The sequence below is a fragment of the Peribacillus simplex genome, assembly GCF_900156045.1.
In the GTDB taxonomy this organism is placed as follows: domain Bacteria; phylum Bacillota; class Bacilli; order Bacillales; family DSM-1321; genus Peribacillus; species Peribacillus simplex_D.
Window position 1 is genome coordinate 41,981 of record NZ_FTMX01000001.1, and the last position, 24,350, is coordinate 66,330.

The following is a 24,350-nucleotide window of genomic DNA, read 5'->3' on the forward strand; positions in this document are numbered from 1 at the left end:
GTAAAGATTGTTGTTTTTAAAACGAAACGATTTAAGGTTGATTGGAGCGGAAGTGCGAGACTCCTGCGGGAGCAGCGGGACAGGTGAGACCCCACAGGCGTTCACGCCGAGGAGGCTCACCGCCCGCCCCGTGGAAAGCGAGCATCTGGAGGGAAATCAGCCACACCGCATTATTTGGAAAATAGCAACAAAGTATGCGAAAACAGCCATAAATTAAGATGGATAGCCTTATATGGGGCTATCCATTTTTGATATCTAGTATGATTACTTCTTCTGCAAAACAAACAAGCCCTCACTTAAAAGGAGGGCTTCAAGCTGTAGATTCTCAATACGTACGTTATGATTTATATAGATATAGTTTATGCTACGTCTGATTGTTTAATGGAATCAACGTAATGGTTTGCTTTATCCTGGTCAAATTCGCCTTCCCACTTCGACATGACAATCGCCGCTAATGAGTTCCCCATGACATTAACCGCTGATCTCCCCATATCCAAAATTCGGTCGATACCGGCAATGAACGCAACACCTTCCACCGGCAGTCCCATAGAACCAAGTGTCGTTAAAATAACAACAAATGACGCACCCGGAACGCCAGCTATTCCTTTTGACGTTAACATCAATACTAGCAACAAAGTAATCTGTTCTGTAATGGATAGATCAATTCCATACATTTGTGCCACGAAAAGCGAAGCAAGTGCTTGATAAATCGATGAGCCGTCCAAATTAAACGTATAGCCTGTTGGGATAACAAATGAAGTAATGGATTTCGGGCAGCCAAACTTCTCCATTTTGTCCATAAGCCTTGGTAATACAGACTCTGAGCTTGCTGTTGTAAAGGCCAAAATCAGTTCATCCTTTAACACTTTCAGGATAACAAAAATGCTTGTACCGGACATTTTCGCTATAATTCCAAGAATGACGAACACGAAGAATACCATCGTCACATAAACAGCAATTACTAAGTTCCCTAAAGGTATTAATGTGGCGATACCAAATTTGGCAACTGTTACACCAATGAGTGCAAACACACCAAAGGGGGCAAATTTCATGACTAGATTCGTCACCCAAAACATGACTTCTAACACACCTTCAAAGAATCCAAGAATAGGCTTTCCTTTTTCTCCTATCGCAGCCACACCTAAGCCGAATAAAACGGAAAAGAAGATAATTGGTAATAAATCCGCTTGAGCCATTGATTCAAATACATTTTGAGGAACAATATGGGAAATTGTTTCCCCAAAGCCACTGCTTCCAGCCTCCTTTGTTGTTTCTTCATATTTTGAAATATCACTTTTTTCAAGGTTGCTTGTATCTAAGCCAGCCCCCGGGTGGAACAAGTTTGCCGCCAGTATTCCAATAACAATGGCAATTGTGGTGACAATCTCAAAATAAAGAAGAGTCTTCCCACCTAATTTTCCTAGTTTTTTAATATCGCCCACTCCCGCTATTGAGACCACTAATGCAGCCATGACAATCGGGATGACAATCATTTTAATTAAATGAATGAAGATATCGCCAATCGGTTCCATAATGGCCATGGCTGTTTCATTGCCATGGAATAAAGCACCGACACCGATACCTAGTACAAGTGCAACAAAAATTTGTGTAGCCAATCCAAACTTTTTCATTTTAATCCCCCTATGCAGTTTATTTGATAGCGCTTTCAATTTTTAGATTATTTCAAGTTTATGATCAGCCTACTGGAACCTACTGAAACCTACTGATATTTACAAGTGATAGAAAAAATAAAAATTTCAGTTAAAATCCCTCTCTCTTTTTTAGCATTTCAGTGTTATGTTTTTATAAAGCGACTGGGGAGGGACCGTGTTGAAAAAGAGTATAAGGATATTATTATTGATTATGATTGCGGTGCCTCTTGCGGGTGAATTCAAGTTTTATCCATTCGACGGTACATTCAGAGTCAGTTTGGGAACTCCCGTCTTTTTCTTGTTTTTGCTATGGGGGAGGGGGATCCACCCGATTATTGCAGGCATTTTAACGGGGATGAGTGTGTTTGTTTTTCGTTTTTCACTGGCTGTCGGAATACGGGACATATCTGTTGAGGAAGCGATGTATCTTCATTTTCCCGCCTTTTTCTATTATTTCATTTACGCGTTCGCATTTCATAAGACTAAATTGAACGAACGCCACGATCAGCCTTTAATGATCGGGCTTTTAGGGGTATTGATCGAGCTTTTAGCAAGTGTATCCGAAATGGGCATCCGTTCCTTCTTGGCGAATCAGGACACACCCTTGCTAGCCATCGACCAACTCGTTTTAATCGCCTTTATTCGAAGCTTTTTCGTTCTCGGCTTCTTTAATATATTAAAGCTGAGAGAAGCAAAATTCGCAGAAGCGGAGCAGCGGATGCAAAAGGAACAAATGCTGCTTTTCATATCAAGTTTGTATGAAGAATCGGTTCAACTGAAGAAAACGATGCAAAATGCGGAAGAAATCACCCGCACTTGTTATGACTTTTACCGTCGATTAAAATCAGAGGGGACTAATGGAAGCGATGCGCAAACGGCGTTGCAGATTGCCGGTCTCGTGCATGAAATCAAAAAAGATAACCAGCGGATTTATGCGGGGCTATCGGAACTCATGTCTTCCGAAAACCTGCAGGAATACATGAATATCGAAGAGCTTGGTAACATCATGATCGTGTCCAATAGACGATATGCAGAGTCCCTTCTCAAAGATATTTCATTTTCCTTGCATATAGATGGTGACCATCCGCCCTACCATGTATATATGGTATTATCATTAATAAATAATTTATTGGCAAATAGCGTGGAAGCCATCAAAGATGAGGGATACGTATCACTGCATGTGAAAAGGAAAGATCAATTCGCGGAGTTTTGCATCAGTGACAATGGACCCGGTATTGCACCCAAGCAGAAGGAAGTCATTTTTACAGCAGGATACACAAAGAAATTCGATGAGGCAGGAAACCCTTCGACAGGAATCGGGTTATCGTATGTGAAACAAACTGTTGAAAAATTTGGAGGACAAATCAGGTTAATGAATAACTATAAAGAAACCGTATTCATCGTAGAAATTCCGATTGATGCGATTATGGAGAAAGGATTAACGAGATGAATTATTTCATTATAGATGACGATCCTGCCATTCGAGGAATGCTGACAGAGATGATTGAAGATGAAGATTTAGGCAAAGTTGTGGGAGAAGCAGAAGACGGATCGGCAGTGAATAATGGATTACTGTCTTTTAAAAAAGCAGACATTGTCCTAATTGATTTGCTCATGCCAATTAGGGACGGAATTGAAACGATCAGAGCTCTTGCTGATGGATTTCAAGGAAAGTTTGTGATGATTTCGCAAGTGGAATCGAAAGAACTGATAGGAGAGGCGTATAGATTAGGGGCGGAATACTACATTACAAAACCGCTGAACCAAGTTGAAATTTCATGCATATTAAACAAAGTGAACGAGCGAATACTGGTGGATCAATCGATCCAGGGCATTCAAAAATCGTTGAACGTGTTTACGGGCCGCCCGAAGTCTTCGAAAGTGTCCTCCTCTCATACAAAAAATATTATGGAAGCCGGACGTTCCTTAATTTCCGATTTAGGTATGATTGGCGAAGGGGGAAGCGAGGATTTACTAAACATTTTAGGATTCCTTCAAAATGAAAAGCGAAGACTCGGTTCCGCCTATACGTTTCCATATCTAAAGGACATTTTTGCGGGTATTGCCGCTGAAAAGCTGGGAGATCAAGCGAAAGAGGCCGAAATCCAGAAAGAAATGAAAGCCTCTGAGCAGCGTGTCCGCCGCGCTCTTAACCAGGCCCTCATCCATATCGCTTCATTAGGATTGACGGATTATATGAATCCAAAATTCGAAGCCTATTCATCCACATTTTTTGATTTCTCGGAAGTCCGCAAAAAAATGCTGGAGCTAGAAGACAAAAGCAATAAAGTAAGCAGCCAGAGCCGTAATAACATGAAAAAGTTTATCCAAGTGCTGTTTATGGAAGCAAGACAGATGATGAAATAATAAACCAGAAACACAAGTTGAATAGATTGAAAATTCACAAAAACATTTTCATATTTTTCAATGGAAGAAACAAAAAGACAAATCTGTTTATATGGATTTGTCTTTATCGCTTTTTCTTCGTATTTTTTAATGGCTCTTTTCGTAAAGATTGTTGTTTTTAAAACGAAACGATTTAAGGTTGATTGGAGCGGAAGTGCGAGACTCCTGCGGGAGCAGCGGGACAGGTGAGACCCCACAGGCGTTCACGCCGAGGTGGCTCACCGCCCGCCCCGCGGAAAGCGAGCATTGGAGGGGAAATCAACCACACCGCATTACTTGGTGAATAGCAACTAAGTATGCGAAAACAGCCTTTTTAATAAACGGTACGACCTTCTTTCAAATCTAAAGAAAGAAGATAAAAAAGTTCATTCGTTCCTAATAGTTGACTAATTCCATCGCTCTAACTTCGGGATGCCCCTACTGAAAAACTTAGCAATAAATTTGGGCATTTTCATATTTTCCATCATATGATTTTGAACGAATTTTTGCATTTCCATCGCAGTGATATTTTGAGTGAATTCACCATTCATATAACAATGACTGCAATATTTAATGCTTTTACTGCCATCTTTTTCAGTTCCTCCACCTAGTTCATCTTTAGATAGCGGCATTCCACAACTCTGACATGCTTTATATTTTTTCATTATAAATTCTCCTGTAAAAAGTTTTTATCCTAAACATTATCCAACAAACAAAATGAAGTCAAGACAATATGTATCACATGTCATCGAAACGACGATTCAACCGTTGATGTGGGCGTTGCGGCAGGACTAGTGAAGCATTCAGCTTTTCAAATAGTCATGAAAATAACCAGTCAAGCTACTCGCTCAACTGGTTATGGCTTAAAATGTTAAATTAGAGTTTTAAATGACGATTTATTATGGCAACTGTTGTGCAATATACATTGATATCATTCAGAAATTGTGTTAAATTAGTATAGAAACACATTTATCAATAGCCAAAAACAGTTTACCCCTTACTATAAGTATAAGGTAAAACTCACCTCTAGTCAACCCCTATTTTTATTTTTTGAAGGAGTGTCTGATATGAACGATGAAATTCGGCAGGAGCAAGAACGTTTGGATGAGGTGATGGAAACAATTACGAAACAAATCGGCAAAATTGAAGGAGAAACCTCCCAGCGCAGAAAAGAAGTTGTTAATATCCGTAAACACTTTTGGGATGACCTCAAGGTTAATATGGATACTTTCGATGATTACCTCGAGACCATCATTGGCTTAAGGCAGCAGGCTCAAGACTTGTCTCAAAGCGAAGGTGCATATAGATATTCCTTCAAGAGGTTGTCAACACTGCGCCGCATGCAGGAAGTGCCTTATTTCGGCCGGATCGATATCACTGAAGAAGGGTCTGCCCTTACGGAACATATTTATATTGGGACCTCCACCCTTACTGATACAACAGGAGAAAACTTCATTGTCTACGATTGGAGGGCCCCGATTTCGAGTGTTTATTATGACTATCCTCCCGGTCCAGTAGAATACTCTACTCCCGGAGGCGTAATTTCAGGGATGCTGGAGAAAAAGTGGCAATATATCATCAAGGGAGGCGTTATCGAATCAATGTTCGATACGAGTCTCACCATTGGAGATGAGATACTGCAGCAGGTGCTTGGCAAGGGAACGGATAAGCATATGCACAGTATTGTGGCCACCATTCAACGGGAGCAAAACAGGATCATCCGGAACGATCGCGGACGTCTGCTCATTGTTCAAGGTGCCGCTGGCAGCGGCAAGACATCAGCTGCCCTCCAACGGATCGCTTACTTGCTTTACAAGAATCGGGAATGGCTTAAAGCCGACCAAATCATTTTATTCTCTCCTAACTCAATGTTTAATAACTACGTATCCAATGTGTTGCCCGAACTTGGCGAAGAGAATATGCAGCAGGTAACATTCCAGGAATACTTGGATCATCGTCTGACTGACTCGTTTCAAGTGGAGGATCCTTATGATCAATTGGAGTTTTTATTGACTGCAGCGGATGATCCATCCTATAGCACCAGGACAGCGAGCATCCAATTTAAGGCATCGATTCGCTTCTTTGAGATCATCAAAACATACAGGCAATCACTGGAACGATCTGGAATGATCTTTAGAGGGTTAAAGTTCCGAGGGGAAACGCTTGTCTCAGCCAAACAAATCTCAGAAAGATTTTATAACACAGACACCACCTTACGTTTTCACAATAGGGTTGAAAAGTTGAAAGAGTGGTTATGTGAGATTCTTGATGAAACGGAAAAGTCTGAGTTGGAAAAACCTTGGGTCCAGGAGGAAATCGAGTACCTTAGCAAAGAAGACTATCAAAAGGTATACAACCGCTTAGAGAAAAAACGGGGCCATAGTGAAGATTCCTTTGATGATTATGAGATAGAGCATAAAATGCTTGCGCGTATGATTGTTCGCAAGAAATTGAAGGCGTTACGCAAACGGGTAAAAGCACTTCATTTTATCAATATTAAGCAAATATACAAGCAACTCTTTGACGAACAAATACGGAATGAACTGTGGCATGATGGTGAAACACCTGTCGAAAGGGATATATGTTTATCAACGCAAAAAATGCTGGACGAAGGTAAACTGCATTACGAAGACGCGACTCCATTTTTGCTGCTGAAGGAACTAATTGTAGGGTTTCAGACGAATTCTACTATAAAATACGTGCTTGTGGACGAAGCACAGGATTATTCTCCATTTCAATTCGAGTTTTTGAAACGGTTGTTTCCTTCTGCAAGGATGACCGTGCTCGGTGACTTTAACCAGGCAATATTTGCTCATGCCAGCGAACGGGTGGATTTCCAGACTCTTACCAGTTTATACGGGATAAGTGAAACCGAGAGTATAACCTTGGATCAAAGCTACAGATCCACAAAGCAGATTATAGAATTTACACGTGAACTAGTTCCTGAAGGCCATCGAATTAAGGCATTCGAACGTGAAGGCGAGAAGCCAGTACTGACTCAAGTGTCCAGCCGAGATGAATTGCACCGCAAAATCGTGGCTAAAGTCAAGGACTTTCAAAGTCGTGATTATAATACCATCGCAATAATATGTAAATCCGCTGTCGAAAGTGCCGCTGCATACGATGCCCTTAGTATCCACGGTGAAATTAAACTCGTACGGAAAGGCACAAATGAATATGAACAGGGTGTTGTTGTCATTCCAGCTTATTTGGCCAAGGGCATCGAATTTGATGCTGTCATCATTTATGATGCATCTGTGAAAACATACGGTGATGAGAGCCTGCGAAGATTGTTCTATACCGCATGTACCAGGGCTATGCATAACTTACATTTATATACGGTCGGCGAACCGAGTCCTTTCTTGCAAAACGATGCAACGAAGCGTTTCCTTCTGACAGATTAACGCTTCCTTTTTTCTCCTTTAATTTTATTGTCCTTTTATCAAATACTATAAAAGAATCTTTAGAAAAGGAGGAGACGGTTTGACTAACGAGAAAGAAAACAAATCCGTAAGGCTCGATGGGGTGAACACGGGAGGAAGCCAGACGACTGGTGAATCAACAACTCAATCAGTTAATGATGGTCATTATCATTATCCAGGGCCCGTGGAAGAGGGCTATAGCGGAAATACAGGAAGAGCGGTACAGCCTGCCGGGAAAAAAAATCCCGATATTCCTCAGAACAAGGACACATTCAATTACACTCGTCTTTTAAAGTAGGTCCTTCCAACAAACAGCTGTTTTGAAACCTGTGTAGACTTTAGTTCTATGCAGGTTTTTTATTGGGGGGATCTTTATAGAAACGACCTCGTTTTTAATTTATAACAGTTCGGACATAATATACTTGGAGGTGAAGGAAATGAGTAAAAAGACAGGAAGAGGTCGCATCGCACCAAGTGTTAACCCGCAGGGACACGGAAAAGATGTGGAATTCTCCACTGAGCCAAAAAGCGATCTTGAAAACAAGGCAAAAAAGTCCAATACAAAATAAGCGCATTGGGCAAAATATAGTCATACTTCATAAAGAATGCCCTTCTCATATCGAGAGGGGCTTTTATAATCTAGGCTGTTTTCGCATACTTTTTTGCCATTTTACCAAGTAATGTGGTGTGGTTGATTTCCCCTCCAGATGCTCGCTTTCCGCGGGGCGGGCGGTGAGCCTCCTCGGCGTAAACGCCTGTGGGGTCTCACCTGTCCCGCTGCTCCCGCAGGAGTCTCGCACTTCCACTCCAATCAACCTTAAATCGTTTCGTTTTCAAAACAACAGTCTTTACGAAAAGAGCCATAATCTATAAAGTTTTTGTCGATGAATCATACGTTTTTGGAGCAGTGGAATGTGAAAGAATAGAAGGATGGAGCTACCGTTAAAAAAGTACCAAATACATTTGTCGCTGTGCTAATATGAAAGACTGAGCTTAATAAAATGGAGAGGAGTTACAAATGAAAATAAATCGATTAATAGCGAACAATATAAACCATTTGGATGCTGCAATACCAGACGATCAATCATTAGGAATTGCTGGGTTATCCGGTTCCGGGAAAACGACTTTTTGTCAGACCATTGGGGAAGAATCCAAGAAGCGTCTCGTTTCCTTATTGCCGAAGTCTGAATATCAGTATTTATTTCCTAATATTATGGAAACAAACTTCAGCGCCATCAAGATGGAAGAAATGCCGCTGGTCCTTTTTCTCGGCAAATCATCCATTTCAGCCAATCCCCGTTCAACCATTGGCACACATACTGGTGTGTTTAAAGAGATTCGTGTTTGTCTTGCTGAAAAATTCAATCTTTCTCCGGAAGTTTTTTCCTTTAATAATGCCTTAGGGTGGTGTCCCAGCTGTAAAGGACGCGGTACGACGAAAAATGTCGAGTGTCCTAAGTGTGAGGGGAAACGCTACAATCAAGACGTCGAGCAATATACCATTGAATTATTAGATCGCCCGCATACTATTTCCGATATCAACAACTTAAGCATTGAAACAATCCTTTCACTCGCAGAGACATTACATATTAGTGAAGCTAAACAACATATTCTCCAAAATATAATCAATATGAATATTGGTTATTTAGGCTTGAACCGAATTATGGGGACAGTGTCAGGGGGAGAATTAACCCGGCTGTATTTGGCCGAATTCATGGCAACAAGTGAAAATACCGTGATCATCATTGATGAAATCTCCGTCGGTCTTGATCATCAAACCCTATTGAAAATTTTGGAACAGATTGAGCAATTAGGCTATAAAAATCAAATTTGGCTCATAGATCATTCAGACACGGTGTTAGATAGCACGGATGAACAATTGTTCTTTGGACCTGGCAGCGGTAAATATGGCGGGAAAATCGTTGAGGAATCACCGCGTCCAAAACCAATCAGCTGGGAACGAAATGAAGCGACGCCAACGGAATACTATCAATTTCAAGATCTATACTGCCGCAATATTCAAATGGAGGAAATCCAGATTCCCAAGAATAGGCTCGTTACCTTTACAGGTGAGTCGGGATGCGGTAAATCTACACTTGTCAATGAATGTATCTCCAAGGATTTTCAGAAGCGGTATCCAAAGGATAAGCTGGTCATGGTCGGGCAGGACCGAAACAAATCGATTACAAGCCGATCAACCGTTGCGACGTTTCTTGATATTAAAAAGAAACTCACCAAATACAGTGATGAAATTGATGATATTTTTCTGCGTTCGATTGAAGATATCATCGAAGAATTGCCAAAGGAGGACATCGCCCATAAACGCTTGAACTTATTGATCAAACTTGGGCTTGGTTATTTGACGTTAGAAAGAAAAACACAAACCCTATCGACAGGTGAATTTCAATGTGTCCACTTAGTTTCCGAGCTGTTCGCGAAGACAAGAAACCCACACACGCTGTTCATTTTTGACGAGCCTTCAAAAGGGTTATCGCAAAACATTTTGAACCAATTCATCGATAGTGTCAGGGTCATCCTCGAGGATGAATCGGTCTCCATCATCATGATTGAACATAATGGTTATATGCTGGAAAGCTCGGATTATATCGTTGATTTCGGTAAAAGACAGCTTGCACCTGTTCAACATCTTGACGTTGTCAGTCATGATGAGCATTATCGTCACAAAGACAGTGGGAATCGAGCGGAGCCATTGCATATCTCTTCCACACTTCGGTCAAAAAATGGCATCAATTATTTACAGGAAAATCATCTAGACTATTTCAAAAAGGCAGAGAACGTCTATAAGGGCGGCATTTTAAAAAGCTTATCACCAATCGCTCGTGTGATTTATGGTGAATACGAGTCAGACACGATTGCACCTGTGATCGCCATCGATCTTGAACGGCACTTGTACAGCCAATATACGTTTCTTTATGAAGTGGGCGGAATGATCAACCATATAGTCGCTGCACATCCGACCAATAAAGATACAAGAAGCTTTGATTTCTATTCTGCAGAAAATCATTGTCCAAGCTGTTCGGGCCGCCGAGTCATTGAAAAATTTGACTTTGATGTTGTCATTCAAGACAAAAACGTGCCATTCTGGGATGGCTTATTACATCCAGACGTGATGGAAGTACTGAAATATTATCAACATTCAAAACTGCAATTCCTGTTTGATGAGATCAAGAATGAACTCGGTCACGACATTAGTAAAAGCTATAATGAGATGACAGATGCAGAAAAGCAGACCTTCTTATATGGGTATTGGGAAAAGTCCTTTTATGATAAAGCAGGCAAGGCATCAAGAATTTGGGAAGGCTTCAATTTCATCATTGGACGTTATATGTTCATATCGAAATCGATCATTAAAGAGCAGATGAAAGAATCAAAAGAAATGATCGCCTGTCCAGTCTGTCAAGGAACGATCCTGAACCATCATAAAAAACTGACATTTGGTGATACAGACATTCGCGAGATCATCCAACAGCCAATTGATCAAGTCATCAAAATTGTAGGGAAGCTGCCGGAACTGGAAAAACTAAAAGCGCTTGTGGGCGGCGATATCGCACTCACTGATGATGTCTCATTCCTTCCACGTGAAACAAAAGCGGCGTTGAAAATGCTAGAGCTCGAACTAGCAAGCTTCGTCGGCTATGAAGTGGCTTTACAAAATACCCTGCCATTCTGGGGCAGCATCAAAAGCAATCTCGAAGCGATCAGCAGCAAAAACCAGATCACCGTCTGTGACTTTGCCGATATTAACGAAACAAGAGAAACCATTATTGATAAATACTTCACCAATGGCAAATACAAAAAACTAACCTATGTCTATGAAACATTTGGCTACAAAAAAATCGTTACCCAAATCAATAAAATTAAAGCAAGTCATAAATGCCCATTCTGTAATGGCAAGAAAGTCATTTCAGAAGATAACCTCCATGACGGCGTATATAAATTAACGATACCGTGTGTGAGCTGTCATGCCAGTGGCATCAATGATGAAGGGCGTAAAGCGATCGTCGAAGACATCAACGTCCAGACCTGGCTGACAGGGAAAGTAAGCGATGTTGTGGCTGAAAGTGAACGTACCGAGGCCGTTGCCGATATCCCCATCTTCGCCCGGATTCGTGAATTGAACAAACGAGATATGATGGCGGTTTATCAATGCCTTGAACAGAAAAAATAAATAATGACAGCACTCTATTAAACAGAAGGGGTACCATCTAAATTATTTAAACAAGACTGGATTATCTTTCAAGTTTTTTACTGTAATCCTAATTGGATTGAAGAAATTTGCGACACTCCTGCCGAATTACTGGCTTGCCAAGACCACACAGCCGCTTGCGGTGAGGAGGCTTGGCAGACAGTCGGCGGAAAGGGAGCGGATTTCTGAAATTCACCAGTATTTTTTAAATAAAAAAACTGCGGGCAAATTCGCTTTTCCTCGAGTTTGTCTACAGTTTTATAAGGGTTTGTACAATTTAAACGTTGATTTCCACTCCAGGCACTCGCTTTCCGCGGGCGGTCCGGGAGCCTCCTCGGCGCCTTTGCGCCTGCGGGGTCTCCCTTCGACACGCTTTTCCCGCTGGAGTCTCGCACCCTCCGTTCCAATCAACTTTGTTTTAAAATTTAGATAAAACCCCTTTTGTCTACAAACTAAAAGTCCGCTGTAAATGGCGGACTTCTGTTTGAATATAAAAGAGGTTCAGAGTCCGAATAGTGAGTGAAGGTCGAATACTGTGCGTGAACGGCCGAATACTATGTGGCTTAGGTCGATAAACTGCGTCAATGGCCCAAGACAGTGCAGCTGGTCGAATAAAGTGCTCCGGTTTTTATCGTTTTTTACTGTAATCCTTATTGGATTGAAGAAATTTGCGACACTCCTGCCGAATAACTGGCTAGCCGAGACCCCACAGGCGCTTGCTTTGATGCGGCTTGGCAGGCAGTCGACGGAAAGGGAGCGGATTTCTGAAATCATCTCAACTTTTTAAATAAAAAACTGCAGGCAAACTGAGTTTTCATCGAGTTTGTCTACAGTCTGAAGTCCGCCGTAAATGGCGGACTTTTTATTATTTTGCAGAATAATCCTCTTGATAAACGGGAAGGGTTATTGAAATCGTTGTTCCCTTATTCAAAAGGCTAGTTATATGAAGTGTGCCATTCATCGTTTGGATGGTCTTGACAGCTACCATTGATCCCAACCCTGTCCCTTTTTCCTTGGAACTGTAATAAGGTTCGCCAAAACGATTTATTTGTTCCTTGTTCATGCCTATTCCATTGTCACTTATTTCGATAATGATATCGAAATTATTTATATAGGAAACAATGCTAAGTTCCCCGCCGTCAGGCATTGCCTCTATACCATTTTTAATCAGGTTCAGGAAGCATTGCTTGAAATGTTGAGTATTCCCCCTGGTAATGCCTGGAGCCAACTGTTCAGATATCGTAACTAAATTCATGCTGGCCAATGGTTTTATCATTTCAAGTACATATCCTATTTCACGGTTAATTGAAATGGTATCCACTTTTTCAAGTGCAGGTTTTGCAAAAGCTAAATATTCACTAATAATGGATTCTGCACTATTAAGCTCTCTGACAACATGCTGTATATATTGTTCCTTTACTTCTTGAGTAAGATCAGGAGCCTTTAGCAGTTGAACAAATCCTTTCACAACTGTTAAAGGATTTCTAACTTCATGTGAAATACTGGCCGCAAGCTGACTGACTACCTCCATTTTTTCAAGCCGTATCATTTGTGTCCGGATTAAAATGGCATCTTTTAAAATTTCCATGATATATACAGCTAAAGCGATAATGAAAGGAGGGAGGATGATAAAGTAAAACAAATACGCCTCCGTTATATGAAAATAATCAGACATACCGAGTGAAATAAGGCTGGTCAGTATTCCTAGAAACAAAATTAATAATATCGAGCCATTTAGCTTATTTTTTCGATTGAAATGATTGAATTTGGAAGAAAATAAAGCCGTTATAATAAAGATAACGATATAAACAATTAACGTAAGGAAATTGAAACCATAAAAAGCAAACCTAAAAGTTAATATGATGACTAACAGGGCAGCCCCTACAGGCCAACCACCATAAAGGGTCCCTATTATAAAAGGAATTTGCCTGAGATCGTGGACACAATATTCATCTATATAAATAGGAAACTTCATACATAATATAATAGGAATGCTCATGCATGCAGTAATAAGGGTCTTGCCATACTGACTTAACCTTTTGCCATGATCTAATAAAAAATAATAAATCAAAATACTTACCAAGATATAAAAGAGGTTATCTAATATGTTTTGATTAATATAAATAAAATTCATTGGATTCTCCTGAAAAAGTAACCGTTTCGTTTATTATACAAGAATAACAGTAAAAAAGAGAATCTTAATAAAGTAATTTATTTACAAAAAGACATTTAAATTCAAAAAAAGAGTTGTTTAATAACGCCTATTTAAGAAAATGTATTTATTTAGAAAGTTTGTCGTTAGATTGTTTTATAGGGATGGATGAAGTGGAGAATGAAGAAGTTAAACTTCATGGAAGAAAGGATTAGCATAGAATGGTTTTCCAACATGGTTAAATAGTGAGACAATAAATTTCAATGTCTATTGCCATCCAATAATGATACAAATCCCTCTTCACTCCCATTTTTTCTCTTTTCTAACGTAGTGGAATGCCTTCCAGCTTTGCTGAAAGCAAAAGCCGAAAGTGTGATTCAATTGAGTTTAAATGAGTGAAAATAGATAATGGCAATTAAATAGTCTAATGAAGTTTAAATTTTCGGTCATTTACTTGCAAAAGGATCTTTGTTCCCATAGTTATCACTGTGAATGACGTTGGAAGTGAGATAGTTATAGATTTCATCAACAATTTCGATTCCGTTTTGTTCACTTTCTTTTTCCCTTGAAGCACTCCCTTGACCGGGATATGTAACATGATCGAATCCGGGTGCTGGCTTCATCCCGCTTAAATCAGCCATTGTCTGGGAAATGTTTTGCTTGAATATTTCGGAGTTTGTGAAGAATCCCGGATGTATGACAATATGCAGCTGCCCAAGATTACGGCCTTGGGAAAGGTCGCCATATAGGGTAGAGACCCGGTTCCCGAAGGGCAGTCCCAATAAAATGCCGGATAAAATGTCCACCATCATCGCTAGCCCGAATCCTTTTGCGCCGGCAATCGGCAATAATCCATTGACCTGAAAAGGGTCCGTTGTAGGTTCACCCTGTTGATCCACTGCCCAGTTGTCCGGGATTGATTCGTTTTTTGAACGTGCATCGAGGATTTTTCCCCAAGCCTTTACTGTGGTCGCCATATCAAAAGTGATCATTTCGTTATCTTTTGACGGAGCGGCGAATGCGATGGGGTTAGTTCCGTAATAGGGCTCCGAACCGCCAAACGGGACTGCCATCGGATCGGCCTGGCAAACTGAAATTCCAATCAAACCTTCTTTTGCTGCTTGTTGAACAAAGTAGGAAAGAGCCCCGCTGTGGGAAATTCTCTTTACCCCAACGAATGCAACGCCTGTTTCTTTTGCAATTGCAATCGCTTCATCCATCGCTAGTTTTGCTGCAACGTGACCAGGGCCATTATCACCATGATACACGCCTGCACTTGGTCCAGTTTTTTCGAATGTAAAATTAGGGTTGGTGTTGATGCCGCCTTTGGCGATTCTCTCAGAATAATATTCAACCCGGATAGCCCCGTGTGAATGAATTCCTCTTGCATCTGCAAAGGCGAGCACATCAGCCACGATGTCAGCGTGTCCTTCTTTGAGGCCTGCCTTGTGCAGTTTAGTCTTGATCAAGTTTTTTAAAGTTTCCTTTGGGATTTTCAACCATACCGCCCCCCTGAAAATGAAATGTTTTCAAATCCGTTACTGATATCAGAAGAAGTTAATCCTCGATAGCTTCCAAGTATTATCTCTTTGTTCTCTCCAATAAACGATCTATGGAATCTTGTATATGGCTGGAGATTGCAATCTCGGCTCTATATACATCCCTTGTCCGGATGGCTTCAATGATTTCCATATGTTCCGATGGTGCGTCTTTTTGGTCGATCTCACCTTTGACATGATAAAACCGGCCTATATGAAGATGGCAGTGCATGCCTTTATACGCTTCATATAAAAACGAGTTTCCTCCAGCTTTCATGATGACGTGGTGAAATTGTTGATCTAAATGAGTGAAATCGAGTATTTTTTTGTTGGAAGCACCTGTGTTTGTGGAAAACATCTCATCTGTAAGCGCGGCCATTTCTTCCGTTGCGCTTACATTATTTAAGCGGATCATATTCCGGACCGCATGCGTCTCCAGTAAAATCCGGGCCTCTAACATTTTCGCCATATTTTCCGCATCTAATATGTCACTGACGCGATACCCCTTATTGGGTTCTAAAACAACTAAGTTCTCGGAATGGAGACGAGACAATGCTTCTCTGAGAGGTATGGCACTAATGTTGATTTCCCGGGTTAAATGGCTGATGTTGATTTTTTGGCCCGGCGATAAATCCCATTCAAAAATCTTTTCCTTTAATAAATTGTATACATATTCCGTTGTCTCTCCGCGTTCTTTTTCCTTTATCATCGAAATGCCCCTAACTTGAAAAAATTCTATGAGAAAAAGTGTTATTGTATATTGGTGTAACAACTTAAATTATATCTGAAGTAACTTAAAACGTATTTACCCTATCAATAAGATAAGGTGAATCCATATTGATATCAAGAATAGACAGTTTGGAAGAGACCGACTAGTCTGCTGGAAAGCTGTAAAAATATATCTTCCTTACTGATAATTATATATGATATTTGATAGAATTTGGAGAAATTATATATAAAATCATTCAAATAATTATGAAATATTTAATCTATATTTATTATTTTTTCTTAAAAACGCTGTAATATCAATGTTTTTAAATAATAAACTGAATCTTTTTAATTTTAAATATTTACATAATTGTATATTATGTGATATATTTTCGGAAACGATTACATATGATTTTTGAAATAGGACTCTATGAGATAAACAGTTTGCTAAAGAGTATTGATAGGCAGACAAAATTATAAGTTTGAAATGAAAGCGCTTTACCTGAAGCGTTTTCCTGATTGAATTTATTCCATCTATTAGCAGAAATAACTGTGAAGTGAAAAAATGTGATCGTTATTTTTCAAAGGAGGAATCTTCAATGAGCACATCGCTTAGTAGAAAAAATGTATTTTATGGCCATTTCATAAATGGGCAATGGATATCCGATCAACATACAATCGCTGTTATGAACAAATATAATAAAGAAGAAATTGCCCAGATTGGCAGGGCATCCCGCGAAATTGTTTCTGAAGCGGTGACCAATGCATTGGAAACCTTTAATACGAGAAAGCTAGATTCCGGTCAACGCTACGAGATTTTAATGCGTGCAGCGGAAATCGCGAAAGAAAGAAAAGAAGAGCTGGCGATGATTCTGGTTCGGGAAGTCGGTAAAGTATTGAAGGACGCCAGAGGGGAAATCGATAGAGGAATTCAAACAATGATTGCATCAGCTGAAGAAGCAAAACGGATTGCCGGTACGGGCGTTCCTTTGGGGCAGTCTGGAAACGACAATAAGATGGCTTTCACCATCCGGGTTCCTGTTGGAGTAATCGGTGCGATCACCCCGTTTAACTTCCCGTTCAATCTCACCATCCACAAGGTGGCTCCTGCGTTGGCAGCGGGAAATACAATCGTTTTGAAGCCGGCTGAAATGACGCCGCTCATTGCATGCAAGATAGCAGAAATCTTTTCCGAAGCTGGATTGCCCGCAGGTTTCCTCAATGTGGTCAACGGGTTTGGGCAGGAAACAGGTCAATACCTTTTGGAGGATGAACGAATTGCGATGTTCACTTTTACAGGGAGTCCCGGCGTAGGCCGGCACATTAAGAGCAGTACGGGAATTCGTAAGGTTACCTTGGAATTAGGGAATAACTCCCCAAATATCATTCACAAGGATGTCCCTGATTTAGACAGAGCAGTTGAGCTCTGTGTCACGCGGGGGTATGTGAATGCAGGGCAAGCCTGCATCTCTGTGCAGCGCATCTACGTTCATAGAGATATCTGCGATGTGTTTGTGGAGAAGGCAGTCAAGGTGGCGAAGGGCTTGAAGGTCGGAAATCCTGCAGATCCTTCCACGGACATTGGTCCCATGATTTCCGAGAAGGAAGCAAGGCGTGCGGAGGAATGGATTCAGGAAGCTGGGAGTCTAGGGGCCAAAGTGGTATATGGAGGGAAAAGGAGGGAATCGATCCTGGAACCTACTATATTAATAGATGTGAAACCGGAAATGAAGGTAGTCTGCCAGGAAGTGTTCGCACCGGTGATCAGCATCATTCCTTTCGATAGCATCGAGGAGGCTTTCTGTCAGGCCAATGATACGAAGTTCGGCTTACAAGTTGGTTTATTTACATCCGATATCACTTTAGCCATGCGGGCAACACAGGAACTTCATTTTGGCGGTGTGATCATCAATGATGTTTCTACATACCGTGCCGACATCATGCCGTATGGCGGCGTGAAGGACAGCGGAATTGGCAAAGAAGGACCGCACTATGCCATGCAAGAGATGACAGACGAAAAACTTGTCGTCATCAATCTATAGACTTTGGAGGTAAGGGATATGAGAAACACATGGGATTTTTATTCTACCGAAAGAATCGTATTTGGAAACGGTGCGATCGGGCAATTGGATTCAATCCTGCAAAGGTTAAAGGCGAAAAACATTTTGCTCGTTACTGACCCAGGGATCAAAAACGCTGGTATCGTGGATAGAATTTCATCGTTGTTGGAGCAAGCAAATTACGAAACAGTTATCTATGACCAGGTCGTACCGGAGCCGCCTGTAGATTCGGCAATGGACTGTTATAAGTTTGCGGAATCTCAAATGGATATTGATGCAGTAATTGGCCTTGGCGGAGGAAGCAGCATTGATATGGCCAAGATCGTCGCCTTGTTGGTCGCCCATGGTGGACATCCCCTGGACTATTATGGCGGGGAAAACCAGGTTCCCGGACCAATCGCCCCTCTTGTAGCGATTCCGACGACGGCTGGAACCGGTTCGGAAGTGACATCAGTAGCGGTATTGACCGATTTGGAAAATAACCTAAAAGTTGGTATCTCAGATAACTACCTAAGACCAACCGTTGCTCTGCTTGATCCAGAATTAACGTTAGGGCTTCCCGCTTATGTAACAGCTTGTTCCGGAATTGATGCTCTGTCACATGCGATAGAGGCATACACAGCCAAACCTTCTGCATACATCCAGGCAGAAGGAAACATTTTATTTCAAGGTTCAATCCCCATAAGCGATGCACTCGCCTATAGAGCTATTGAATTGATTGCAAAAAACCTGCCGCTTGCTGTGCAGCAAGGAAGCAATCTCGAGGCCCGTTCCAATATGCTAATGGGCAGCCTGCTTGCAGGAATGTCCTTTTCAAATGCAGGTACAGCTACAGCCCATGCATTGGCCTACCCAATCGGAGGGCTAGTGAAGTCACCGCATGGAGAGGTGACCGGGCTCTTGCTTCCATATGTCATGGAATATAATGCAACTGTAGAAACAGAAAAAATGGTGAGGATTTCCCAGGCATTCAATGTGAACTCGAATGGCCTCTCCGATAAGGAAGCCGCTTTGGCTGCTTCAAAAGCTGTGCTTTCCCTGCTTGGGGAAATTGGACTGCCTACAAAGCTGACGGAGATTGGGATCAAAGAAGAAGATATTCCCGAAATTGCTGAGAAGACCCTCCAAATCGATCGCCTGATTCGGAATAACCCAAGAGTTCCAACCCAGCACAGTTTAGAAGAATTACTTAGAAAAGCTTTATAGATTGCTTGAAGGAATGGTGTCCCTGGAGGGTTAAGCGTCATTCATGATGGATCTGCAGACCGGGGCCGAAAGGGTTTCACTATCTAATAGAATATAAATGGAGAGGAAGATGAAAATGTCTCTTTTGCCTTTTACATATAGTATGCCGACACGGGTGGAGTGCGGTAACGGAATATCTGGAAAAACAGGGGAACTAATTAAGGATTTAGGTGTATCGAGTGTGCTGATCGTAACAGATAAAGGGGTTAGAGGAGCCGGTCTCTTACAAGGCATTGTAAAATCCCTTGCTTCGGCAAACCTTTATTTTGAGATTTACGATGAGGTGGAGCCTAATCCATCAGCTCAAACAATCCACCAGGGTACAGTGTATCTTAAGCAACAAAAGATGGAGGCGGTTCTGGCTGTAGGCGGAGGAAGCAGCATTGACACAGCAAAGGGCATCGCTGCAATGGCTACTAATCCCGGCCATATCCTGGATTATGAAGGAGTTGGAAAGATTTCCAACCATCCGCTCCCTATCATAGCAATCCCGACTACGGCTGGAACGGGCAGTGAAGCTACTAATTCGACAGTGGTAACGAATAAGGACACCTCTTTTAAATTAGGAGTACTTAGTTCACTTCTGTTTCCAAAGCTAGCTATATTGGATCCTGCCCTTACATTAAATTTGCCTCAAGAGATCACTGCAGCAACTGGTATGGATGCTCTGACTCATGCAATTGAATCTTACACCTCCAAATCTGCCAACCCTGTCAGCAAGGCTTTCGCTATGCAGGCCATTAAGATGATCGGTGAAAATTTAACAAGGTCGTACTTTGTGGGAACGGACATAGAAAGCAGGGAAAACATGCTTATAGCCTCCCTGTTAGCTGGTGCAGCCTTTTCACAATCCCGATTGGGTAATGTACACGCCATTTCCCATACATTTGGAGGAGTCTTTAATATCCCGCATGGCATCGCAAATGCAGCACTTTTGCCATTCGTCATGAGATTCAATCTGCCGGCATGTGAATATCAGTATAGAGAAATTGCAATAGCTTTAGGAATGGATGTAAGCGGTTTATCCAATGCGCAAGCAGCCGAGAAAGCAATCGAAACCATCATCGAAATGAATCGGAGCATGAATATTCCTCTTAATATTAAAGAACTTGGAGTCTCATTGGACGTTTTGCCGAAATTAGTGGAAGATTCCATGCGAAGCGGTAACGTGGTCGTTAATCCAAGGCTGACGAAGGCATCGGATATCCAACTGATTATAGAGAAGGCTTATGAGGGGGATTTTGAAGGTTTTAATAATGGTAATCGCAATGCAAGCAGTGCCAAAAGTTCAGTAACGGCCATCGTGAATGTATAAAAATCATTACATTCGACAATCACCTGGAATTTTCTAGGGATTTTGAATCAGTTTCCCCTTTTCAACTTTTTTCGGAAATATGGATTTCCCGCAGCATTTTTTCTACCTGAATATAATTTTCTAATGAGGTGACGTATGAAAAAGACCAATGGAAGATGGCTTGTAGTGGTACTCCTTTTCGTCGCAACAACAATCAATTATATGGATAGGGCAATTCTTGGCATTGCAGGACCTTCGATGATGAAGGATCTTTCGCTTTCGGCAGTCGAATTCGGGATATTGGGGTCAGCGTTCTTTTGGTCGTATGCCTTAATGCAAATCCCGGTCGGGGTAATCGTTGATAAATTGGGGGCACGGTTAACGTATTCGATTGCCATTGTTTGGTGGTCGCTCTGTACGGTGTTTACTGGAATGGGACGTTCGCTTGGCGGACTGATCGGTATTCGCGTTTTAATGGGAATCGGAGAGGCTCCAGCGTTTCCGACCAATACGCGCGTTATTTCAGACTGGCTGCCGTCACACGAACGGGGCATTGCAAACGGGATTTTTAATTCCGGTACAGCTATCGGGATTGGCATAACGACACCCATTTTAGCATGGATCATCCAGACTTGGGGATGGCAAGCATCCTTTGTGGTAATTGGCTCCATCGGTTTTGTATGGCTGGCATTCTGGTTATTCTTTTTCAAAAACCATCCAGAGCAAAGTAAGATTGCAAATGAGGCCGAAGTAGCCTATATCAAAGAGGAGCAAACTCAAACCGAAAAAGCGACGACATTAAACATCTCGCCATTTAAATTTTTAAAATTTAGAAGTGTTTACCCTATGTTATATGGCTTGTTTGCCCATAACTATCTTACTTATTTAATGATGACCTGGCTTCCCACTTATCTTGTAGTCGAAAGGCAAATGACTCTTTTAAAAGCCGGATTTTTCACGATGCTACCTTGGATCATGTCCTTTCTGGGAAATATTCTAGGAGGGGTGTTGTCAGATTTCTTGATTAAAAGAGGCTGGAATTCCATCAAAGCAAGAAAGACTATTTTAACCATAGGCATGCTTTTTCCATTAGCTATTATACCGACGATCTATACAGACAGCGCCCTAATGGCACTTACGTATATCTCAATAGCAATCGGCGGTGAAGGATTGGCTGCGGGCATTCTCTGGGCCACTGTTTCGGATGTTGCTCCAAAGGGTGCGGAAGGAAAGCTTGCAGGGCTGCAAAACTTCGTGGGGAACCTCGCTGGCTGGATAGCTCCAGTCGCAACAGGGATCTTAATAGCGAAGTTCAATAATTTCAATATAGCCCTGATCATACCTGTAGTCATTTGCCTTATTGCTGCTGTGGGGTATACCTTCGTGCTTAAAAATGAAAGGATTTCCATTAACACGGACATTGACGGGGGAACTAAAGTTTCAGGACTCTAATCTTTTTGTGTATATAATGAAGCGCTTTGTAAATCCAACGAAAAAAGGAGACATATTCATGCTGAAAACTAGTGGATTAATCAATTTAACTGAACTGAAAATGTATGTAAACGGTGAATGGACTGCAGCACATAACGGAGAAACTTTACCAGTAACAAATCCATCAACAGGGAAAGTGGTGGCAAGGATTCCAAATGGAGGTCGCCAAGAAACGCATGCGGCAATTGCAGCTGCAGAGGAAGCGTTTAAAACCTGGTCAAAACTGACAGCACAGGAACGCAGTAAATATCTAAAGAAATTGCATGACCTTATGCATGAATATAAAGATGAATTAGCGGAAATCATGAGTATGGAAATGGGCAAGCCCTTTACAGAAGCCCGGGGAGAAGTGGATTTTGCTGCAAGCTACCTGGAATGGTTTGCTGAAGAAGGCCGCCGGATTTATGGGGAAACGATCCCTGCTTCTGCAGCAAATAAAAGGCTATCGGTGATTCGCCAGCCGATTGGAGTGGTCGCTTCCATTACCCCTTGGAATTTCCCGTTGGCCATGATGACGCGGAAAGTAGGACCTGCCATGGCCGCTGGATGTACAGTCATTGTCAAGCCTGCTAAACAATCTCCTATTAGTGCGTTAGCGTTTGGGAAATTGGTAGAAATGGCGGGAGTGCCTGCTGGAGTGGTCAGTATCGTAACAGGGAGTGCCGGACCTATCTCGGATGAAATTTTTGAAAACCCGATAGTAAGGAAAATTTCTTTTACTGGATCTACTGAAGTAGGCAAATTGCTGGTTACCAAGTCAGCCCCGCAACTCAAGAGACTTTCCCTTGAGCTTGGAGGACACGCGCCGTTCATCGTTTTTGAGGATGCTGATTTGGAAGCTGCAGCAGCTGGTGCCGTTGCAAGCAAATTCAGGAACACCGGACAAACGTGCGTATGCGCCAATCGAATTTATGTCCACCGTTCTGTCATCGATAAATTCTCCGCACTTTTTGTTGAAAAGGTACAAGCTCTAAAAGTTGGAAATAGCATTGATCCAACCGTTGAAGTCGGGCCTCTTGTCAGCAGTGATGGCCTGGAAAAGGTAGAGGAACATGTAAAAGATGCCTTGGAAAAAGGTGCCAGCCTTCTTTGTGGCGGACAAAGAGTTGAAGGGGAATTGGCTAATGGATTATTCTATGAACCGACCGTTCTGGGTGGAGTGAGCAAGGATATGCTCATCACATACCAGGAAACATTTGGACCGGTCGCACCAATCATCCCGTTTGATACAGAAGAAGAGGTGATTGAGCTTGCCAACAATACAGAGTACGGGCTGGCCGCTTATTTTTACACACAGAATATAAGCAGGGGAGTCAGGGTATCCGAAGCTCTGGAGTTCGGCATCATCGGATACAACGACGCCATTCCCACCGTTGCACAAGCCCCATTTGGCGGCATGAAAGAAAGCGGCATGGGGAGGGAGGGCGGCCATCAAGGCCTTGAAGAATATTTAGAAGAAAAATATATATCGATGGGTTTTTAAAATAGGACAAGAAAAGGCTTAAGGTGAAGTCGAATCCTTAAGCCTTTCCTTATTTACCTCATAAAAAAGGAAGAATCTTAATTCCTCACACGCTCCCCATTGATTAACAAACCTCTGTTACCAAAATTCCTCCGTACACATTGACCCTAGGTTGTTAATATTTGGTTTTTTGTTGTAAAGTAAATATATTATAACTAGAGGTGATTTTCATTGAAAAAATGGACAAGGGAAATAGAAATAAACGCCCCGATTGAACAAGTCTGGAAGTTTCTTGATGGTTCTGTAGAAAATATGCAAAAAATCATGCCTCAAGTAGTTGAACAGAAGCCCGTTAAAATAACGGAAGAAGTGGTGGGGAGTGTATATCGCCAAAAGTACCGAGAAGGAAAACGAACAGAAGAGTATGATATAGAAACATTGGAATATTTGAATGAAACGAATGAGAAAAAGCTAAAAGTGGGCTTCATACTTGCTAAAATGTTTGAAATTACAGCTTTCTATGAACTAAATAAAATCAATGACAATAGAACTTCCTTTACATATACAGTCACCAGTCGCCCGTTAAAGTGGTTTTTGAAATTACTTTTATTGTTTGCTACCGATAAAGTGGTCGTTGAATTCTTGGAACGTGTCAAAAGGGTAGCTGAAGCAGAAACAAGTGAATCATGAATTAATTAAGTCAATCTTCCGCATTATAGGGGGCATACAACTTG

The 24,350-nt window shown here is 41.6% G+C and carries 18 protein-coding genes; 13 read left to right on the forward strand and 5 right to left on the reverse strand.

The features are described 5' to 3' along the window. Positions 1–359: 359 nt before the first annotated feature. Entirely contained in the window at positions 360–1,631 is a 1,272-nt protein-coding gene (locus tag BW986_RS00220) for a cation:dicarboxylate symporter family transporter (RefSeq protein ID WP_076364050.1), read from the reverse strand. 199 nt (positions 1,632–1,830) lie between these two features. Here BW986_RS00220 and BW986_RS00225 point away from each other — a divergent pair, with 199 nt between their 5' ends. Both BW986_RS00225 and BW986_RS00230 read left to right on the forward strand, forming a co-directional pair. After that, positions 1,831–3,102 (forward strand): sensor histidine kinase, encoded by a 1,272-nt coding sequence (locus tag BW986_RS00225; RefSeq protein WP_081395451.1) that lies wholly within the window; start codon positions 1,831–1,833, stop codon positions 3,100–3,102. Next, complete coding sequence (locus BW986_RS00230; RefSeq protein WP_076364052.1) at positions 3,099–4,019, forward strand: response regulator; 921 nt, start codon at positions 3,099–3,101, stop codon at positions 4,017–4,019. The genes BW986_RS00225 and BW986_RS00230 overlap by 4 nt, the downstream gene beginning before the upstream one ends. Positions 4,020–4,444: 425 nt before the next feature. Here the strand turns inward: BW986_RS00230 and BW986_RS00235 are convergent, their stop codons facing one another. Then, complete coding sequence (locus BW986_RS00235) at positions 4,445–4,702, reverse strand: zinc ribbon domain-containing protein (protein WP_076364054.1); 258 nt, start codon at positions 4,700–4,702, stop codon at positions 4,445–4,447. Between the two features lie 402 nt (positions 4,703–5,104). Between BW986_RS00235 and helD the strand changes: the two genes are divergently transcribed. The 5 genes from helD to BW986_RS29450 all read left to right on the forward strand — a co-directional run bounded on the left by helD (position 5,105) and on the right by BW986_RS29450 (position 12,453). Continuing rightward, complete coding sequence (gene helD, locus BW986_RS00240; RefSeq protein ID WP_076364056.1) at positions 5,105–7,441, forward strand: RNA polymerase recycling motor HelD; 2,337 nt, start codon at positions 5,105–5,107, stop codon at positions 7,439–7,441. Between the two features lie 79 nt (positions 7,442–7,520). Further along, entirely contained in the window at positions 7,521–7,757 is a 237-nt protein-coding gene (locus tag BW986_RS00245; protein ID WP_076364058.1) for a hypothetical protein, read from the forward strand. A 139-nt stretch (positions 7,758–7,896) separates the two neighbouring features. After that, a complete protein-coding gene (gene sspL / locus BW986_RS00250; protein ID WP_034304091.1) occupies positions 7,897–8,028 on the forward strand; it encodes a small, acid-soluble spore protein L in 132 nt (43 codons plus the stop codon). 449 nt (positions 8,029–8,477) lie between these two features. Beyond that, a complete protein-coding gene (locus BW986_RS00260) occupies positions 8,478–11,648 on the forward strand; it encodes an ATP-binding cassette domain-containing protein (RefSeq protein ID WP_076364060.1) in 3,171 nt (1,056 codons plus the stop codon). Positions 11,649–12,201: 553 nt separating this feature from the next. Then, positions 12,202–12,453, forward strand: coding sequence for a hypothetical protein (locus tag BW986_RS29450; RefSeq protein WP_142244506.1), 252 nt, complete (start codon positions 12,202–12,204; stop codon positions 12,451–12,453). A 78-nt stretch (positions 12,454–12,531) separates the two neighbouring features. Here BW986_RS29450 and BW986_RS00270 read toward each other — a convergent pair whose 3' ends face one another. From BW986_RS00270 to BW986_RS00280, 3 genes are all read right to left on the reverse strand, one after another. After that, on the reverse strand, positions 12,532–13,800 hold the full coding sequence (locus tag BW986_RS00270) for an ATP-binding protein (RefSeq protein ID WP_076364064.1): 1,269 nt from the start codon (positions 13,798–13,800) through the stop codon (positions 12,532–12,534). Between the two features lie 464 nt (positions 13,801–14,264). Next, entirely contained in the window at positions 14,265–15,317 is a 1,053-nt protein-coding gene (gene allD / locus BW986_RS00275) for an ureidoglycolate dehydrogenase (RefSeq protein WP_076364066.1), read from the reverse strand. Between the two features lie 82 nt (positions 15,318–15,399). Next, positions 15,400–16,065 (reverse strand): GntR family transcriptional regulator, encoded by a 666-nt coding sequence (locus tag BW986_RS00280; protein ID WP_076364068.1) that lies wholly within the window; start codon positions 16,063–16,065, stop codon positions 15,400–15,402. Between the two features lie 598 nt (positions 16,066–16,663). Between BW986_RS00280 and BW986_RS00285 the strand changes: the two genes are divergently transcribed. The 6 genes from BW986_RS00285 (at position 16,664) to BW986_RS00310 (ending at position 24,306) form a co-directional block, all read left to right on the forward strand. Then, positions 16,664–18,106 carry an aldehyde dehydrogenase family protein gene (locus tag BW986_RS00285; RefSeq protein ID WP_076364070.1) on the forward strand — a complete coding sequence of 481 codons (1,443 nt, stop codon included), beginning with the start codon at positions 16,664–16,666 and terminating at the stop codon, positions 18,104–18,106. An 18-nt stretch (positions 18,107–18,124) separates the two neighbouring features. After that, on the forward strand, positions 18,125–19,330 hold the full coding sequence (locus tag BW986_RS00290) for a hydroxyacid-oxoacid transhydrogenase (RefSeq protein ID WP_076364072.1): 1,206 nt from the start codon (positions 18,125–18,127) through the stop codon (positions 19,328–19,330). A gap of 109 nt (positions 19,331–19,439) precedes the next feature. Then, complete coding sequence (locus BW986_RS00295) at positions 19,440–20,684, forward strand: iron-containing alcohol dehydrogenase (protein WP_260320476.1); 1,245 nt, start codon at positions 19,440–19,442, stop codon at positions 20,682–20,684. A 135-nt stretch (positions 20,685–20,819) separates the two neighbouring features. Continuing rightward, the gene (locus tag BW986_RS00300; protein ID WP_076364076.1) at positions 20,820–22,115 is read left to right on the forward strand and encodes an MFS transporter; all 1,296 of its coding nucleotides are present in this window, start codon (positions 20,820–20,822) and stop codon (positions 22,113–22,115) included. Between the two features lie 58 nt (positions 22,116–22,173). After that, positions 22,174–23,637, forward strand: coding sequence for an NAD-dependent succinate-semialdehyde dehydrogenase (locus tag BW986_RS00305; protein ID WP_076364078.1), 1,464 nt, complete (start codon positions 22,174–22,176; stop codon positions 23,635–23,637). 210 nt (positions 23,638–23,847) lie between these two features. After that, positions 23,848–24,306 (forward strand): SRPBCC family protein, encoded by a 459-nt coding sequence (locus BW986_RS00310; protein WP_076364080.1) that lies wholly within the window; start codon positions 23,848–23,850, stop codon positions 24,304–24,306. Positions 24,307–24,350: the final 44 nt, after the last annotated feature.